Annotated in this window: 11 protein-coding genes; 2 read left to right on the plus strand and 9 right to left on the minus strand. The window is 46.8% G+C overall.

Going from position 1 to position 15,843, the window contains the following annotated elements; translation table 11 throughout:
- Window positions 1-199, plus strand: a 199-nt coding sequence (locus AAV90_RS15090) for a hypothetical protein (protein WP_198142807.1), incomplete at its 5' end; no start/stop codon positions are given.
- Between the two features lie 261 nt (window positions 200-460).
- Here AAV90_RS15090 and AAV90_RS03475 read toward each other — a convergent pair.
- Together AAV90_RS03475 and AAV90_RS14630 are read right to left on the minus strand one after the other, a co-directional pair.
- Window positions 461-5,707 (minus strand): S-layer homology domain-containing protein, encoded by a 5,247-nt coding sequence (locus AAV90_RS03475; protein ID WP_046495888.1) that lies wholly within the window; start codon window positions 5,705-5,707, stop codon window positions 461-463.
- 290 nt (window positions 5,708-5,997) lie between these two features.
- A complete protein-coding gene (locus AAV90_RS14630; protein ID WP_052729579.1) occupies window positions 5,998-7,599 on the minus strand; it encodes a helix-turn-helix domain-containing protein in 1,602 nt (533 codons plus the stop codon).
- Between the two features lie 131 nt (window positions 7,600-7,730).
- On the opposite strand from AAV90_RS14630, the gene AAV90_RS03485 reads away from it, so the two are divergent.
- The gene (locus AAV90_RS03485) at window positions 7,731-8,114 is read left to right on the plus strand and encodes a hypothetical protein (protein WP_046495890.1); all 384 of its coding nucleotides are present in this window, start codon (window positions 7,731-7,733) and stop codon (window positions 8,112-8,114) included.
- Between the two features lie 112 nt (window positions 8,115-8,226).
- On the opposite strand, the gene zupT is transcribed toward AAV90_RS03485, so the two are convergent.
- The 7 genes from zupT to lplA all read right to left on the minus strand — a co-directional run bounded on the left by zupT (window position 8,227) and on the right by lplA (window position 15,765).
- Complete coding sequence (gene zupT / locus AAV90_RS03490; protein WP_278279293.1) at window positions 8,227-9,027, minus strand: zinc transporter ZupT; 801 nt, start codon at window positions 9,025-9,027, stop codon at window positions 8,227-8,229.
- An 89-nt stretch (window positions 9,028-9,116) separates the two neighbouring features.
- Window positions 9,117-11,243, minus strand: coding sequence for a ferrous iron transport protein B (gene feoB / locus AAV90_RS03495; protein WP_046495894.1), 2,127 nt, complete (start codon window positions 11,241-11,243; stop codon window positions 9,117-9,119).
- Between the two features lie 21 nt (window positions 11,244-11,264).
- Window positions 11,265-11,489 carry a FeoA family protein gene (locus AAV90_RS14635; RefSeq protein WP_046495897.1) on the minus strand — a complete coding sequence of 75 codons (225 nt, stop codon included), beginning with the start codon at window positions 11,487-11,489 and terminating at the stop codon, window positions 11,265-11,267.
- A 441-nt stretch (window positions 11,490-11,930) separates the two neighbouring features.
- Window positions 11,931-12,566, minus strand: a complete 636-nt coding sequence (locus AAV90_RS14395) for a metal-dependent transcriptional regulator (protein ID WP_046495898.1) — start codon at window positions 12,564-12,566, stop codon at window positions 11,931-11,933.
- A 121-nt stretch (window positions 12,567-12,687) separates the two neighbouring features.
- Window positions 12,688-13,410: a thioredoxin-dependent peroxiredoxin gene (prxU, locus tag AAV90_RS14400; protein ID WP_084691462.1), complete on the minus strand. Its 723-nt coding sequence runs from the start codon at window positions 13,408-13,410 to the stop codon at window positions 12,688-12,690.
- Window positions 13,411-13,548: 138 nt separating this feature from the next.
- Window positions 13,549-14,442, minus strand: coding sequence for an MBL fold metallo-hydrolase (locus AAV90_RS03520; RefSeq protein WP_046495903.1), 894 nt, complete (start codon window positions 14,440-14,442; stop codon window positions 13,549-13,551).
- A gap of 318 nt (window positions 14,443-14,760) precedes the next feature.
- Entirely contained in the window at window positions 14,761-15,765 is a 1,005-nt protein-coding gene (lplA, locus tag AAV90_RS03525; protein ID WP_046495906.1) for a lipoate--protein ligase, read from the minus strand.
- Window positions 15,766-15,843 lie beyond the last annotated feature (78 nt).

Here is a 15,843-nt window from a genome sequence, read left to right on the forward strand (position 1 = left end):
TGACCATTCAAGTCAAATTATTCAAACCGAATTAAAGCATCATACCGAGGAGTTGATCGCAGGATTGGATGAAGAATCGCTATTGGAGCTGCAAAGATTTTTAAGGTATCTGCATGCCCGCCAAACACTGGACAAGGACGACGAAACATCGTGTGGATTGGATATAAGCGTAAATCATAAGCAGGCAAAAACCAACTAGAAATTCGGCAATATGTGACCGCTAGGTATCATGTTCTGCTTAATTATTACAGAAAGGCCATATTCCAAATTATGAAATACGGCCTTTGCAAATAAAATTATAACACTATAAAAATTGAATTTCACCGGGAATCATCCCCGGTGAAATCCTGATTAATCCTTTTTGATTTCAGAATATAAAAATCATATGAGTACTCAGTATTGTTAATCAGTATCTTTTTTACACCTTACTTTTAATCCCTTACACCTTCCCCCTCACGCCTTACATTTTAAGCAGCTGGGCAATAATTACTGCTGCTTCAGCCCGGCTGGTAAATCCCTGCGGGCGGAAGCTGTTATCAGGATAACCGCTCATGTAGGAGTTGCCTACTACGGCGGTTACGCCAGATAAGGCCCAAGGGGAAACCTGCTTAGCATCATTGAAGCTGAGCACTTGGCCTCCGGCTTTCAGTTTTGCGGCCCGGGCAATGATGACTGCAGCTTGTTCCCGGGTCATTCTGTTATCGGGACCGAAGCTATTCTGGTCATAACCACTGATAATTCCATGGGCAGACGCAGTAGCAATACTGTCTTTAGCCCAGTGGCCAGCAGTATCTTTAAACACCGTTCCTTGTTTAGACTCTAATTTTAAAGCTTTGACTAGCATAACGGTAAATTCGGCCCGGCTAACCTCTTTTTCGGGCTGGAAGCTGCCATTGGTATAGCCATTGATTACTCCGTTTTGTATAAGTTTGACTATACTGTCTTGGGCCCAGTGTCCGGCAATATCGCCAGGCAGCTTAAATTCCAGCTGTGGTTCCGGTGTGGGCACCTCTTCCTTTTCAACAGCTTTAGGAGTAGCAAAAACTGCGAATTTAGTAAAATGCTTCACCTGCCCGCTAACTTTGCCATTGCCCATATCTACTTCAATATTGTCCAGTTCCACCCACTGGCCTTTCTCCTCGTCAAAGTAGCAGATTTTTATATCATATTTATCCGGGTCGATTTGTGACCTATTAAAAGACATAGTAACAGTGACCGGCTTTGCAAAATTACCGGACTTATCCTTTACAATGTCCAAGACCTTGCTGATTAGTTGACTGTCGCCAGGTAGGCTCATCCCGGAAGTCAGAGCCGCTTCCCGCACCTGGACCCAGACATCGCTTTCCACAGCCCCGGCCGGGAAGGATAAGGCTACACCGCTATGGGAAACATTGCTGCCCGACGAGGTTACCAGAGTACCCGACGGTGTGGAACTACTGCTGCCACCGCCGGAGCTGCCCGGACTGGTATAAGCTGTCGCACTGATGGCGACGGTTTTCTGTGCAGTAGTTAAGCTTACCGCCCCCTTGCTCACGGTAACAGTGAAGGCGTAACTGCCATTTGTACCGCTGGGATTTGCGGCCGTACCTGCCACCGGTTGAGAATAGCTAACGGTGTTGACAGTGACGGTAACGCTGTTATTGCTCAGTGCTGCTATGGCAATAGCCCTTATCGCCGCCTTAATGGCCGCCTCACTGGTGGCTGCCCCCTGGCTAATACTGCCGTAGGTTGCGTTTTCCACCTCAGTCAGGGCTTTACCCACGATTATATTGTCGGGGTCGGCTGTCTCGATTATTAATATGTCAATGCTTCTGCTGTCACTTGCGACACCCTTACTAAGCGCTACGTCATACTCGCCGGTGCCGCTGTTGTAGGTAACCATTGCGGCCACGCCCTCGGCATCGGGGACAGCTGCCAGCAGGCCGTTCACATAGCTTTGCACCGCCGCTGTTTTAGCGGCCTGATCCGCACCGGCTGGCACCGTAACCGTACCGTCTCCCAGTGCCGCCTTGGCTGCCGCCACGCGCTGGGCGTCCGTAAGGGGAGCAACATATTCATTAGCCACCACCCGCACGATAAAGGTCTTGGTGTCAACTGCCGCGCCTTTGGTGAAGGTTGCGGTCAGATAGACGACCTGATCGCCCTGTTCAAAGGTAGGTCTGGTGACATTACCATTGTTTGATATAACGGTCGGTTTGCTGCTGTGCCAGCTTATGTCCACGGTCAGGGCTCCGCTGCCGGGCGGCACGTCAGTTGGAGCGCTTAAGGCGGTCATAAGATTCATGCCTCTGCTGATTTGACCTCCATCATTATCCGCATTGTGCTTCAGTTTGTCAAAGTACAAAACCGACTTGGCGATGGCCACGTCATGGGCATCGGCTTCATTGGACACGGCGGCCATGTCGGATTTGAGCACCAGCCCGCTTGCTCCTACCGCCATAAAGCAGTTATTGCCCGCGGTGACGCCCTTCAGATCAGTATAAAAATCATTCTCGTAAGAATGGGGGTTTTGTTCCAGTCCGGAGGGCTGGCGGTACCAGGTGGTGCCGCCGTCTGCCGAGGCAATGATATTGCCCAGATCGCCTACGGCAATGAAATTGCCGCCACCGTAGGCTATGCTTCTGTTGTACTGATCAAAATCGCTCTTGACAATCGTCCAACTGCTGCCCTGGTCATCAGACAGATAGATTGCCCCGGAACCGCCCACCGCCGCGAACTTACCGCCGGCGTAGATCAGGTCGCGGGGATATCCGCTGAAGGAACCGGCTGCCGTCCAGGTTGCACCATCGGCGGAGGTAAATGCCGCACCGTTTCTGGTCAGGGTAATAAAGACCCCGTCTCCAAAAGCGACCGTGCTAAGTGATACGATAATATTAGAAGGGAGAATGATGTTCCACGTCTTAGCGTCAACGGAGGTAAGTATGACTCTTTCCCAGATATTGTCCCCGCCCACAACGACATACTTGCCGCTGCCATCGAAAGCAATTCCATAGAGTTCCAGATTCGTTCCCGAGGTTTGAGCCGTCCAGCTTGCGCCATCGGATGAGGTAAGAATAGTCCCGTTCTTACCCACGGCGATAAATTGACCGCCCAGAAAATCCACCTTGTTCAGGTTTTGAGTAGTTCCGGAGGTTTGAATGGTCCAGGTGACTCCGTCCCCAGAGGTCTGGATGGTTCCTGCTTCACCCACCGCCACATAGAGGTCGCTACCGTTATAGGCCACGTCGTTTAAGGTATTGGTGGAGCCTTTGGTCATATAATTCCAACTTGTTGGTCCGTCACTGGATCTATAGATGTTGCCCATGCCGTTCGTAGCCACCCAGCTGGTGTCGTTGGAGGCCAGGGTGTTAAAGCCGGGCAGTCCGCTCGCCGTATTGTCGCTCCAGGCGGAGCCGTTGGTCGAAGTGGCGGCATAGGCGCTGTATCCGGAATGGGTGCGACCTACCGCAACGAATTTGCCTCCCGCATATTTAACCGCATAAAGGCTTGAAAACGTAAGTGCGGAGGCATCCTGCGGTGACCAGATAGTTCCGTTAGGAGAGGTACAGATAAACGGGGGCCCGCTGTCCTTTCCGCCCACGGCTACGAAATTACCGCCGCCGTAAGCTACATCACGTATATAGTTATTGGCATCGGTATAAGGGAATTCCCAGTTCACACCGTCCGCAGAGGTCATGATTCCGCCCTTATCCTGACCCGTGTCGGAACCCATTCCGACCGCTACGAATTTGCCGTCCGCATAGGTTATGGATTGGAGATAATAGGATTTTTTATCAGGATAAACCGGCACAATGGTTTGCCAACTGGCGCCATTGTCGTTGGAAACCATGATTTTCCCGGGTCTGCCTACCGCCACGAATTTGCCGTCGCCAAAAGCCACGTCCCGCAGGTTGTGGGGGATGGCCGCTTTCTCTGTCCAGGTCGTGCCGTCCGTGGAAGTGTAAATCGCGCTGGCGTATTCGTCCAGCCGGCCGACCAGCATATAGGTGCCGTCTCCATAGGTGATGCCTTCCAGTCTAAGCAGGTTGGCCGGGTTCCCTATATTTATTTTCTCCCAGTTGACGCCTTCCTCAGACCTCAGCAGAGTACCGTTTTCGCCCACAGCCCAGAATTTGCCATCAAGTACCTTCATATTGATTATCCGGCTGGAGCTCGGCAAAGGAGATGAGTAGCTCCACACCGGATTGCCGGTAGTGCCTGCCGGAGCCGTGGTGTAGCTGTACCCAGGGCTGGCCGCCGATTCCGGGCTGTCACTGTTAGTCGTACCGTTTCCTACCGCTATGACTTTGAAAGTGTAGGTACCGGTTGTGGTAATATCCGCAGTAAAATCATGTTCCAGCGTGTCGGACGCAACGCTGGCCGCACTGCCCTGCGCTGTGCCACCCTTATAGAGCTGCACGCTGTAGCTTGCCGCTGCTGTAACTGCATTCCACTTCGCCTTACCGGGCGTCGTGGTATCCCAGACGAGGCCGGTAGGTGCAGCGAGAGGAGTAAGCGAGGCTGCCGTCACCGTAACCGGCAGGGTCAGCTTAAAGGTTTGCCCGCTGGCGCTCCCTGTTCCCGCGGCGGTCAACACCAGCTTGTAACTGCCTGACTCCGTAGGGGTCATATTTACAGTTGCCGTACTTCCCGAACCATTCACAGTCGCTCCTAACTTAGCATCGGTGCTGTCGTCAACTGCAAAGGCCACTTTTTCAGATCCACCCTCGTAGGCACCCGTCAGTTGTACACTGGACAGCTGATTCTGAGTTGCAGTTAGTGGAACAGCAGGAAGTGAGGTGAGGAAACTTCGTAATTGACCACTGTCCGAATAACTAACACCGCTAGCGGACAGGGTAATATCGTCGCCACTGCTACGATCAATGTGAATAATGCCGTTTCCGTTCGTTGTCACTTTGCCGTTAAATGTGCCTCCGGTCAAGGTAGTAGTCTTTGAACAGGATAATGCATGGCTGGCATTAAAAATGCCGCCGGAAATACTGATATTAGCCGTTGAGCCCGTTCCTACGGACACGGCATAATAGTTAGCATTGATATTACCATTGCTAATGGTAGTAGTCCTATCCATTACTCGGATGCCATTTTGAACGTTGGTTGTACTGCCGATTGTCCCACCGCTGACATTCAACGTTCCATAGCTATTGATTGCATTTGTCGTACCGGTAACCGTACCGCTGGTTACGGTTACTGTCCCCGCACTATTGTCGTTATTAATTCCGGTATGACTGCTCTCAACCGTACCGCCATTGATGGTGATCGTACCGCCGTTATTTTTAATAGCCCCGGAGCTGCTTGAGCCGGTTTGCCTCACCGCAGCACTTCCGTCCAGGGTGAAGCTTCCTGTTCCTGCTACTTCAATGACTGAAGTACCGCTGCCCGTAACCTCCAAATCGCCGTTAATGGTCACTGTTTGCCCCGCGGGAATGGTAATGCTGTTTGCCAGCGCATCCAGCGTTTTTCCGACGGACGAGGTAAGGGTGATATTTTGTCCAATGCTTAAATTTCCGCTAGTCAGACTGATGTCCTCATCAATACTGATCGTATAACCCGCATAAACTGCATTAGCTACAGTGTCTATTAACCCTTGTTCAGTCGTAACACTAATAGTATCCGAATCGGCCACCGCTGCTCCGCCCGGCCATAGCATGAAAAGCATGGCTATGTTCAATATAATTGACCAGCTTTTAAATTTTCTTTTAAAAGACATTTTGATAATTCCTCCTCTTCCCTTCACAGAATTTGATTAATCTTTCTATATGTTTCCTTTCTAAACATACGGTTGGCTTTACTTATCACACCGCTTGCTCCCCAACGGTGACCGGGTAGAAAACTGGACAAATACCGTTTTTTTGAAATTCGATTCATATTAATTGTAGGAAAAAAGTAAAGCATCCGAATAGTTAATCAGTGCTCAAAATCATTCAATTATGCGCATATTTCTAAAACACGGCAAAAGCCCTGGTATCCGGTGCCAGATACCAGGGCTTTTGTAGGAGCTTATTTATTCATAGTTTTTCGGTATTGAGAGGGGGTCATGCCTACCCGTTTTTTAAAAAACCGGGCAAAATTGCCAGGATATCGGAAACCACAGGAGATGAACGCCTGGGCAATATTGAGGTTTTTATTCCGCAAGGCTTCTTTAAGGTGAGTTATTTTTATTTCCTGATAATAACTATACGGGGTCATACCCGTATGTTTTTTAAACTGCCGTACCAGGTGAGAAGGGCTTAATCCAGCCGCTTCAGCCAGGTTAGCCAGATTGAATTCCTCCCGCCAATGGTTTTCCAGATATTCCCTGGATTTGGCGATGTCAGCTCTGCCCTGATAAATTCTTCTGGTAAAAAAAATACTCATCACATAGGCCATTTCACCATCGGCATTTAATATCGGAAAGTTTAAAATGTCACTGTAGACTGCCTCTATATCATAAACAGCACTGCGGGTTTTATACCATTCCCAAAAATTCTCCAGGGGAATGCGGATATCGGGAATCATAACAACTTCTCCCCGAAAGGTTCTTTGGATGTAGTCCCTAAGCCCAAACTGTTCATTGACAAAGGGGTCATTAATCAGATTGTATTTTCCCATAATCTGCGAGGTATCCAAGACATTCCACATTCTGAGCACCGCATCGTTAACGAAAGCTATATCACCGTTAGGCTTGAATATCTGAATAGGAATAGGGAAAAGCTCGGCAGTTTGAAAAAGCCGTTTTTCTGTTTCATATTCAGAGTACTGAGAAGTCAGCCGCAAAGGGCCGGGCACCCCGGCCGCTTTTTCCCCTACACCCATATTTCGCGGTTTATCACCCGGTTCATTAGGCAAAGTCTTGCGGTATTGAGACGGGGTCAACCCTCCGGTCTTTATTTTGAAAGCTTTGGCAAAACAGCCGCCGTAATCCGCACCACATGAGGCAAAAGCTTCCCGGATGCTAAGGCTGGTATCACTCAGAGCCTCTTTGATCTTTCCTACCTTAATTTCCTGATAATAGCTATAAGGTGTCATGCCGATAAAGCGTTTGAACAGCCGCGCCAGATGATGGCGGCTCAGGCCGACATGCCGGGCAATTTCGTCCAGGTCAAAATCATCCAGCCAGTGGGTGTCAATATATTCTCTCGCCTTGATAACGTCTAATCCTGACTGATAAACGCGCTTAGTCATAAATAATGTAACAACATAAGCCAGCGCCCCATCCTCATTCCACAAAGGAAAACTGGTAATATCTTGGTACATATCTTCTTCTGTGAATTTACTTGGCTGAGACTGATAACGGTAGCTGATTTCTTCAAAAGGTATTCTGATATTATAATATGAAAGAATCTCACCAGAAAACACCCGGCGCAAATAGTCGCTAAAGCCTAGTTGGTTATTAATATAGGGGTCTTGCAAAATATTGAGCTTACCTACAATTTCTAAAGGATCGGGAAGGTTAAAGAATTCTAAAAATACGCTGTTCACAAACAGGCTGACTCCCTCCGAAGAAAACACCTCGGTAGGGAAAGGAAAAAGCTCCAAGACCGCAAACAGGAAATCCTGCTGCTCAGCAAGCGGGGAAAAAGATGAATCAGCTAGTTGGTTATGTAAGTCATGCTCACTCATTGACTTAGTGTCCTTTTCCGGTTAAAAATATATTTAATATAATATCGGTTTTTTACCAGTTTTCAACCACTCGTTTTTATGTCTTTCCTCTCATTTGCCCACTTGATAAAAAAGGTGGGAACAATCTCAAAATGAGATTGTTCCCGGCCATGGACACCCTGGTTAAGTTGGCTGCATTTTTTAATGTAACTTTGGATTACTTGGTCGGCATATCTGATATACCCCGCCCCTTTGAAGATAATGTTAACCCGGCAGCTCCCGAACCAACAGCAGAGCACCCAAAACACTTAAAAAAATCAACGCCCCCTATGCAAGTTGACCATTCAAGTCAAATTATTCAAACCGAATTAAAGCATCATACCGAGGAGTTGATCGCAGGATTGGATGAAGAATCGCTATTGGAGCTGCAAAGATTTTTAAGGTATCTGCATGCCCGCCAAACACTGGACAAGGACGACGAAACATCGTGTGGATTGGATATAAGCGTAAATCATAAGCAGGCAAAAACCAACTAGAAATTCGGCAATATGTGACCGCTAGGTATCATGTTCTGCTTAACGTGAAGGGACTTTGGTAACCTTAAGGGAAAGGATGCTGCCGTTTAGCATTGCGTTATCGTATAATATCCTACATCAGCAAAAGACTCAGGGCCATAACCATCATTCCAGCGATCATTCCGTATATAGCATGATGGTTTTCGCCATATTCCCTGGCTGCAGGCAGAAGCCCGTCCAAAGATATAAACACCATTATCCCGGCGATGGCGGCAAATAAAAGAGCCAGCAGGGCCTCGCTTAAAAACGGAAGCAATATTAAATAGGCGATTAATGCCCCTAGCGGCTCCGAAAGTCCCGAAAGAAAGGAATACAAAAAGGCTTTACGTTTGTCTCCGGTAGCATAATATACAGGTACTGATATCGCAATACCCTCGGGTATGTTGTGTATAGCAATAGCTAGAGCAATAACTATACCTACCGAGGGATCATGCAATACCGAAACAAATGTAGCCATTCCTTCAGGGAAATTGTGTATGGCTATCGCCATCGCTGTCATAATGCCTAGGCGCATAAGCGCGTCAGGATTAACCTGGGCGACTGGATCATGGGTTCCTTCGATTAATTTCGGTTCATGCGGATTTTCATACTCAGGTACAAGTTTGTCTATCAATGCAATCAATATCATACCGGCAAAAAAAGCGCCGGTAACCGCCCATAATCCCTGTTTCCCCCAGATATTTACGCCAATTTCCTGTGCCTCGGCCAATAATTCCACCATGGCAACATATATCATCACTCCGGCCGAAAATCCCAAAGCGACTGACAAAAAGGTGGTATTAGTTCTTTTGGCAAAAAAGGCAATTAGGCTGCCTATTCCAGTGGATAAACCAGCCAGAGCCGTTAGAATAAAAGCCAATGTTACGTTATCAATTGACATATCTGATTCTCCGTATTTTAAATTAACCTATCCATGTTATGATAACGTTTCTCAGGATTATTTGTCTAGCAGGAAACGCCTTATTAAACCCCAATTCCCAGCCAAAGTCCTCCCCGGTATACTATAAAAGATACCAGCCAGGCTAATATCAAGGTGTAGGCAACCATAAAGAGCGGCCATTTCCAACCATTGGTTTCCCTCTTCATTATGGCAACGGTAGCCAAACAAGGTACGTAGATCAACGTGAATATCATCAGCACGTAAGCAACTAAAGGAGTAAAACCTGACTGTTCCCTTACCTTTTCGGCAAAACTTTTCACAGCCGCAGCCTCTTCAGCAGCCAGGGCCTCACTATCCCCGATACTATATAACGTACCCATGGTGCTTACAACGACTTCCTTGGCTCCTAGACCGCTAACCAAAGCCACCCCGGTTTTCCAATCAAAGCCCAGCGGTTTGATCACAGGTTCGATAGCCTTTCCCATTCTGCCTGCGTAACTGTTTTCTAATTGGATCGCCGGTTCGTTAAAAGCCCGGCCATGTTCATCCACGTTAGGAAACGTAAATAACCCCCACATCAGGATAGACATGGCCAGGATTATAGTACCTGCTTTTCGTAAGTAAAGCCAGGTTCTCTCCCACATATGAATCAGAATGTTTTTCAGGGTAGGCATTCTGTAAATCGGCAGTTCCATTACAAATGGTTCAGTTTCACCAGGCAACAAGTAAGTTCTAAATAAACGCGCCATGGCAATCGCCAGGATAATGCCGATCAGATAAAGCGAAAACAGTACATTGCCACCCGCCCGGGGGGTAAAAAATGCGGCAATAAGCAGGGTATAGACCGGCAAGCGAGCTCCACAGCTCATCAAAGGGGTAACCAGCATAGTGACCAAGCGATCCCGTGGATTTTCCAGAGTCCGGGTAGCCATCATGGCCGGTACGGTACAGCCGAATCCAATCAGCATGGGAACAAATGATTTACCATGCAGGCCGGCTCGATGCATAATATTGTCCATAACAAAAGCGGCTCGGGCCATGTACCCGGTTCCTTCCAACAGGGCTATTCCCAGGAACAATAAAAGAATATTGGGCAAGAATACCAACACTCCGCCGACCCCGCCAATTATCCCATCAACCAGCAAGGAGCGCAGTAAACTTTCCGCCATATTGACTTCTACCCATCCGGCCAAAGCCGCTATCCCGCTTTCTATCCACTCCATAGGAGGTGCTCCCAGGGTAAATGTCAATTGAAAGAGCAGCCACATAATGCCTAGGAATACTGGTATCCCCAAAACCCGGTTAAGAAGAATATTATCAATTTTCTCGGTTAGTGTCAGTCGTTCGAGTGTATTGGTCTGGCAAGCTTCGCGACACACACCGCGGATAAAGCCATACCGATCTTCGACTAAACAAGTTTCCGCATCATCGCCGATCATACTTTGGAGCCGTTTGCGGCTTTTTTCTATTTGCAGCGGTAACTCTTGGTCAAATTCTTCCAGATGTTTCATGATCTCGCGATCTTTTTCCAAAAATTTTAAAGCCAACCAGCGGGAGGGATAGGGCAATCTTGAATTCCCGACTGAGTCGCTTCCGGCTGCTATTTCCAGTGCTGCTGTTTTTTCCTGATTAATAATCCTTTGTAAAACCAGTAATTCATCTTCGACTTCACGACGATAACGTACCTGCCGCTCGGGTAACTCGATCTTATTTTCAGCAATTTTAATAACCTCAGTTAATATTTCCTGCGTCCCTTCATTCTTGCTTCCCACGGCCTTAACGACCGACATTCCCAGCAGCTTGGAAAGCAAATCAGAGTCGATTTTATCGCCTCTTTGCTCGACCACATCCGCCATATTTAAAACCAGCAGCATAGGGATTTTCAGTTCTAATAACTGGCTGGTAAGATAGAGATTGCGCTCCAGATTAGAGGCATCCACAATATTTACCAAAATATCGGGCCTTGCGTGCAAAATAACGTTACGGCTGACCAGTTCATCAGGGGAATAAGCAGACAGCCCATACGTTCCCGGCAAATCAATAACAGTAATATCATAACCCGCATGTTTTACCCGACCTTCCTTTTTCTCTACCGTAACCCCTGAATAGTTTCCTACATGCTGGCGGCTGCCGGTCAGATTGTTATAAATTGTTGTTTTGCCTGAATTGGGGTTACCCGCCAGGGCGACAACCAGTTTTTTTTCCGTCATTAACTCAATCCTCCCCCACACTTATTCCAGGATAACGGTATCGGCTTCTTCTTTACGTAAACTTATATGAAAGCCCTGGTTTTTAACCTCCACCGGGTCTCCCAGGGGCGCATAGCGCTCCATGACCAGTTCGGTACCCGGCACCAGCCCCATATCCATAATCCGACGGCGTATGGGACCATCACCTGTGATCGTTTTGATCCTGCCGTGCTCCCCCGGACTTAAATCCTTTAATGTACGTGTCATTGTTTATCATCTCCCCTTTTTCTTTCTCATCAGCTGCTTGGCAGCAATCGGTGCAACTGCCGCAAAAGGAACAATAATCATCCTCGTCTGGTCTACTAAAGCTTTTTACTGCCCGCCAGCTGCGAACAGCCAGGATAATCAATGCCAGTAATGATAATGCAACTAAAGTCAAGGTTTCCAAAATCATCAACTCCCCTCTTTGTTAGTTTGACCTAACTTTATTTAGTAAAAAAATCGCTCCCGCAGGATTCCGTTTAAATGTTTGCAATATTGATAATCATTATCATAAATTGCTGTTCTTATAATAATATCCATTCGCTTTTCTGTCAACAATTTTTTCGGCTTGAGATTTTTTATCCGGGTCGGCAGGAATAATTCCAACATCGAGATGCTTTTAACTATGAAAAACACCGCATGAGGTTGGATAAATATAAACTAGGTTTAATCCTGAATTAACTCAACCAACAGCGAAGCTGCCTCCTCTTTGCGCAAACTAACATGATAGCTTTTGATAAGGATCTCGATGGGGTCACCCAGGGGGGCGAATCTTTCCACCATAACAACTGTATCAGGAACCAGACCCATTTCCAACAGGCGTTTTTTAAGGTGGGAATTCCCGGCGGAGTGTTTAATAATCCTGGCTTTTTGACCAGGATGTATATCGGCCAAGGTTAAAGACCGCGCAGGCATTTGGTTAGCGGATGGTTGGGCGGCTAAAAAACAGTTCATCTTTTCCAAAGTTTCCGCGCTTATGACGTGTTCCATCAAACAGGCATCCTGATCTGCTACTGCCGGCGAAACGTTTAGTATTTCTTGCAGGAAATCGTTTATAATCTGGTGGCGTTTCCAGACCTCCTGTGCCTTGATACGACCGGTTTCGGTCAGATAGACCGGCCCATACCGCTCCTGGGTAACCAATCCTTCCCGATGCAAAGTGCTGATGGCTTGATTTACGCTGGGTTTGGCAATATTCATTTGCCGGGCGATATCACTAACTGTAGCCTTGCCGTCTTCCTGGGATAACTGTAAAATAACCTCCAAATAATCCTCCTGGGACGGAGTCAATTTATCTTCCATGTCTGCACTCCCTTAAAACAGTTTTTTCTTGATTACAAACCGTTAATAATGTTTCAATACTAATTAAAAAGCTGCTCCCATTTCCTTTACGAAGATGGGAACAGCAATATTTTGCGACAATCTAATCGTTAAATGCTTCGCTGACCTTCCAGACCTTCCACACATTGCCTACCAGATCCGGCCCAGGCTTTAAAGTTTGCTTGCCCGGTTGCCAACCTGACGGAGTAGCTTCGGTTCCCTGTGATTCCCGCACCAGTTGGAAAGCTTTTATCTGCCGGATGGTTTCGCTTACATTTCTGCCTACCGGCGGAGTCAGGACTTCAAAACCCTGTATGTTACCGTCCGGATCAATAATAAACCGGCCTCGGGTTTCAACCCCACTATCCTCATCATATATACCGTACATTTTGCCGATACTGCCATCCTGATCTGACAGCATCAAAAACGGTATATCCTGGTTAATCATCTTGGAAAGTTCATGATCGTTCCACATCTTATGTACGAAAACACTATCCACACTAATGGAAAGCACTTCTACGCCCAGGGCTTTAAAATCAGCGTATTTTTCAGCAACTGCTGAGATTTCTGTTGCTCAGACGAATGTAAAATCACCGGGATAGAAACAAAGCAATACCCATTTCCCCTTGTATTCAGAAAGACTGGTATTAACAAACTTCCCCTGCCCATAAGCGGCGGCTGTAAAATCCGGCGCCGGTTTGCCTACTTTTACCATACTTGGTTTCGCCTCCTTTAATACGCTCTCATTACTGATACCTGCAGCTGTTTCTGGATCAATCTTCTTTACGGGCGGTCTTTGGCATCCTGGTTTAAATTCTTCAGGCATGTAAACGAGCCCCCTTTCCAAACGATAACTTTTGGTTATATATATATATTGATAACACATCAGGGTAGGATTGTCTAGCATAACCAAATGTCGATTAGATGGGGTAATTGAGGCGGTTTAAATGACTTTGGTGTGGTATTATTTTTCTATCCGGATATACTTCATTATCCCGTCCTCCACCCTGGTTTGGGCCTGTTTTTGATGACATAGATAGCTGAGGAAGGCAGAAACGGTGGAGAAAATCAGGAAGTATTGGCCACTGTTGATGGTAAGATTGAATTCCTTAATCACATGGGCGGTTACTTGCTCGCGGGTACTACTGTTTTTCAGAAATGTCAGGATTACTGTCATAATATGATCGATACGTTCCTGGTTCTTTTTTATATTAGCCTTAAAATCATCCAGCAAACCGCCATGGGTCAAAAATACTTGCGGCCAGCCTTTTTCCTGGATGTTGACCAGGGTTTGCAGTTGGCTGTTGATATCCACCATATACAAAAACGGGTAGTCTGCCAGCATTTTTTCATGCATGAGCGTATCCCCTAAAAATGCTATTTCATCGGGGTTTATTATGCCGATTTGGCCGATGCTGTGGCCCGGCAAGTCCAGGACGGTAAATTCCTCATTCTTTATATATAATGGGCCGGGATGTATGATCTGATCAACTCTACTGGGATGCATCATCAGGGCTCGACTGGTCAAAATCCGGAGTGGATAAGCAGAGTACAGCATAGCCGGCCCTATCAGGGGATTTTCGATTATGGCGGCGGCTATGGGGGAGGCCATTATGCGGCAACCGGTCTGTTTCTGTATATAGGCATTGCCGCCGCAATGATCCGCATGGGCATGGGTGCAAAATATAGCATGCACCTGCAGGCCTTCCTGTTCCAGCACATCCAGTACCTTTTTCGCTCGTCCTTCCCCGGGACCGCTATCCACCAAAAGACAGGTGTTATCAGCAAAAACATAGACCCCTATGGCACTGTCGCCATCCAGGTAATAGCTGTTGCCGGTTATATGATTTAATTGCATATATACCACCTCTCGTTAAGATGAACAGGGTCTGGCAAGCGGATAGACGCGGATTTAAGCGTTTTTTTAATATTAATAACTACCCATGAAAATAGTTGCGTTATACTTCTAAACATCCATTACGGCTATTTTAACTCATTCAAATTAGCGGATTTGCAAGCATATACGTTGATACCGCTAATAGCGTTTTATTAATTAAGATAAATCTGTGTTAATCTGTCTTATCTGCGTTATCTGGGTCTATTAAAGCGCGGAAATCCTTCGAATACGGCTGCTACTCCCTAACCATCGCTATTAAGGCTGACGCAAGATCCGCGTCTATTTAATTACTAAACCATCGCCGATAAGTCCTTCTATTTCACCCGGATTGGCGGCGGGAAAATAGCTATTAAGATCCATTACAGCCAGTTTGTGGTCAATATCAGGTTGGCGGTAGGGGGTGCCTGTCAAGTCTCTGCCTAATTCAGTTACATCCCGGTTACTGAAAAAATCGCCATATATTTTACATTTTTCTATTAAACCATTTTTAATGTCCAGCCGCAGATCGACCGTTCCCCAGGGGAAGGTTTTTTTGCGCTGAATATTAAAAGGTGGAGAATTGCCATACACCCAATCCCAGCTTATGTATTTTTTCTGCCGCAATTTATTTATTTCCAGCAGTTCCGATTTAGAAAGCTGACGATCTCCCTGCAGATAACCTCCATCTCTTACCGTCTGCACAAGCAGGTCTTTAAATTGCTCCAAGGATACCGGCTGCTTAATATGTTCACTGATGTTAGTAACCCGGCTCCTTACTGATTTTACCCCTTTGGATACAATCTTATCCGGGCTGACGTTTAATACCTTAACCATATCTTCAATCCGACAATCAAACATCAATGTGCCATGGTGAAGCAGACGATGTTTAAAGCGGCACTGGGCATTACCGGAGAATTTTTTGCCGGCAATGGTGATGTCGTTGCGCCCGCTGTTTTCAGCTTTTATCCCCATCTTGTCCAGGGTCTCGATAACTGGCTCAGTAAATCTGGCAAAATCAAAGGCAGACCGGTTTTCATCATTAACGATAAAGGTAAAATTCAGATTTCCTTCATCGTGGTATACGGCTCCGCCCCCGGATAGACGCCGCACCACTTCAACCCCTTGGCTTCGGATCGCTTCCAGATTTATTTCTTCCAGGGTGTTCTGATTACGTCCCACCACCACGACCGGCCGATCCTGCCAGAGCAGGAAATAATCGTTTAAGTCAAACTCATTCATTAAGAGATACTCCTCCAAGGCCAGATTAAAGTAGGGGTCAGTCGATGGATTAATAAGATGAATCATACAAGCCTCCTCGGTTTTAATACTACAGGGGAGAACCTGGACGGAATAAAATAAGCTGTGTAAATCCTATAAATCTGT

This window comes from Syntrophomonas zehnderi OL-4 (genome assembly GCF_000983115.1).
Lineage (GTDB): Bacteria > Bacillota > Syntrophomonadia > Syntrophomonadales > Syntrophomonadaceae > Syntrophomonas_B > Syntrophomonas_B zehnderi.

What these genes read in the sequence shown, in the direction of transcription:
- AAV90_RS03475 (WP_046495888.1), bottom strand. Translation starts at nt 5,707, where the DNA reads ATGTCTTTTAAAAGAAAATTTAAAAGCTGGTCAATTATATTGAACATA.
- AAV90_RS14630 (WP_052729579.1), bottom strand. Translation starts at nt 7,599, where the DNA reads ATGAGTGAGCATGACTTACATAACCAACTAGCTGATTCATCTTTTTCC.
- AAV90_RS03485 (WP_046495890.1), top strand. Translation starts at nt 7,731, where the DNA reads ATGAGATTGTTCCCGGCCATGGACACCCTGGTTAAGTTGGCTGCATTT.
- feoB (WP_046495894.1), bottom strand. Translation starts at nt 11,243, where the DNA reads ATGACGGAAAAAAAACTGGTTGTCGCCCTGGCGGGTAACCCCAATTCA.
- AAV90_RS14635 (WP_046495897.1), bottom strand. Translation starts at nt 11,489, where the DNA reads ATGACACGTACATTAAAGGATTTAAGTCCGGGGGAGCACGGCAGGATC.
- AAV90_RS14395 (WP_046495898.1), bottom strand. Translation starts at nt 12,566, where the DNA reads ATGGAAGATAAATTGACTCCGTCCCAGGAGGATTATTTGGAGGTTATT.
- AAV90_RS03520 (WP_046495903.1), bottom strand. Translation starts at nt 14,442, where the DNA reads ATGCAATTAAATCATATAACCGGCAACAGCTATTACCTGGATGGCGAC.
- lplA (WP_046495906.1), bottom strand. Translation starts at nt 15,765, where the DNA reads ATGATTCATCTTATTAATCCATCGACTGACCCCTACTTTAATCTGGCC.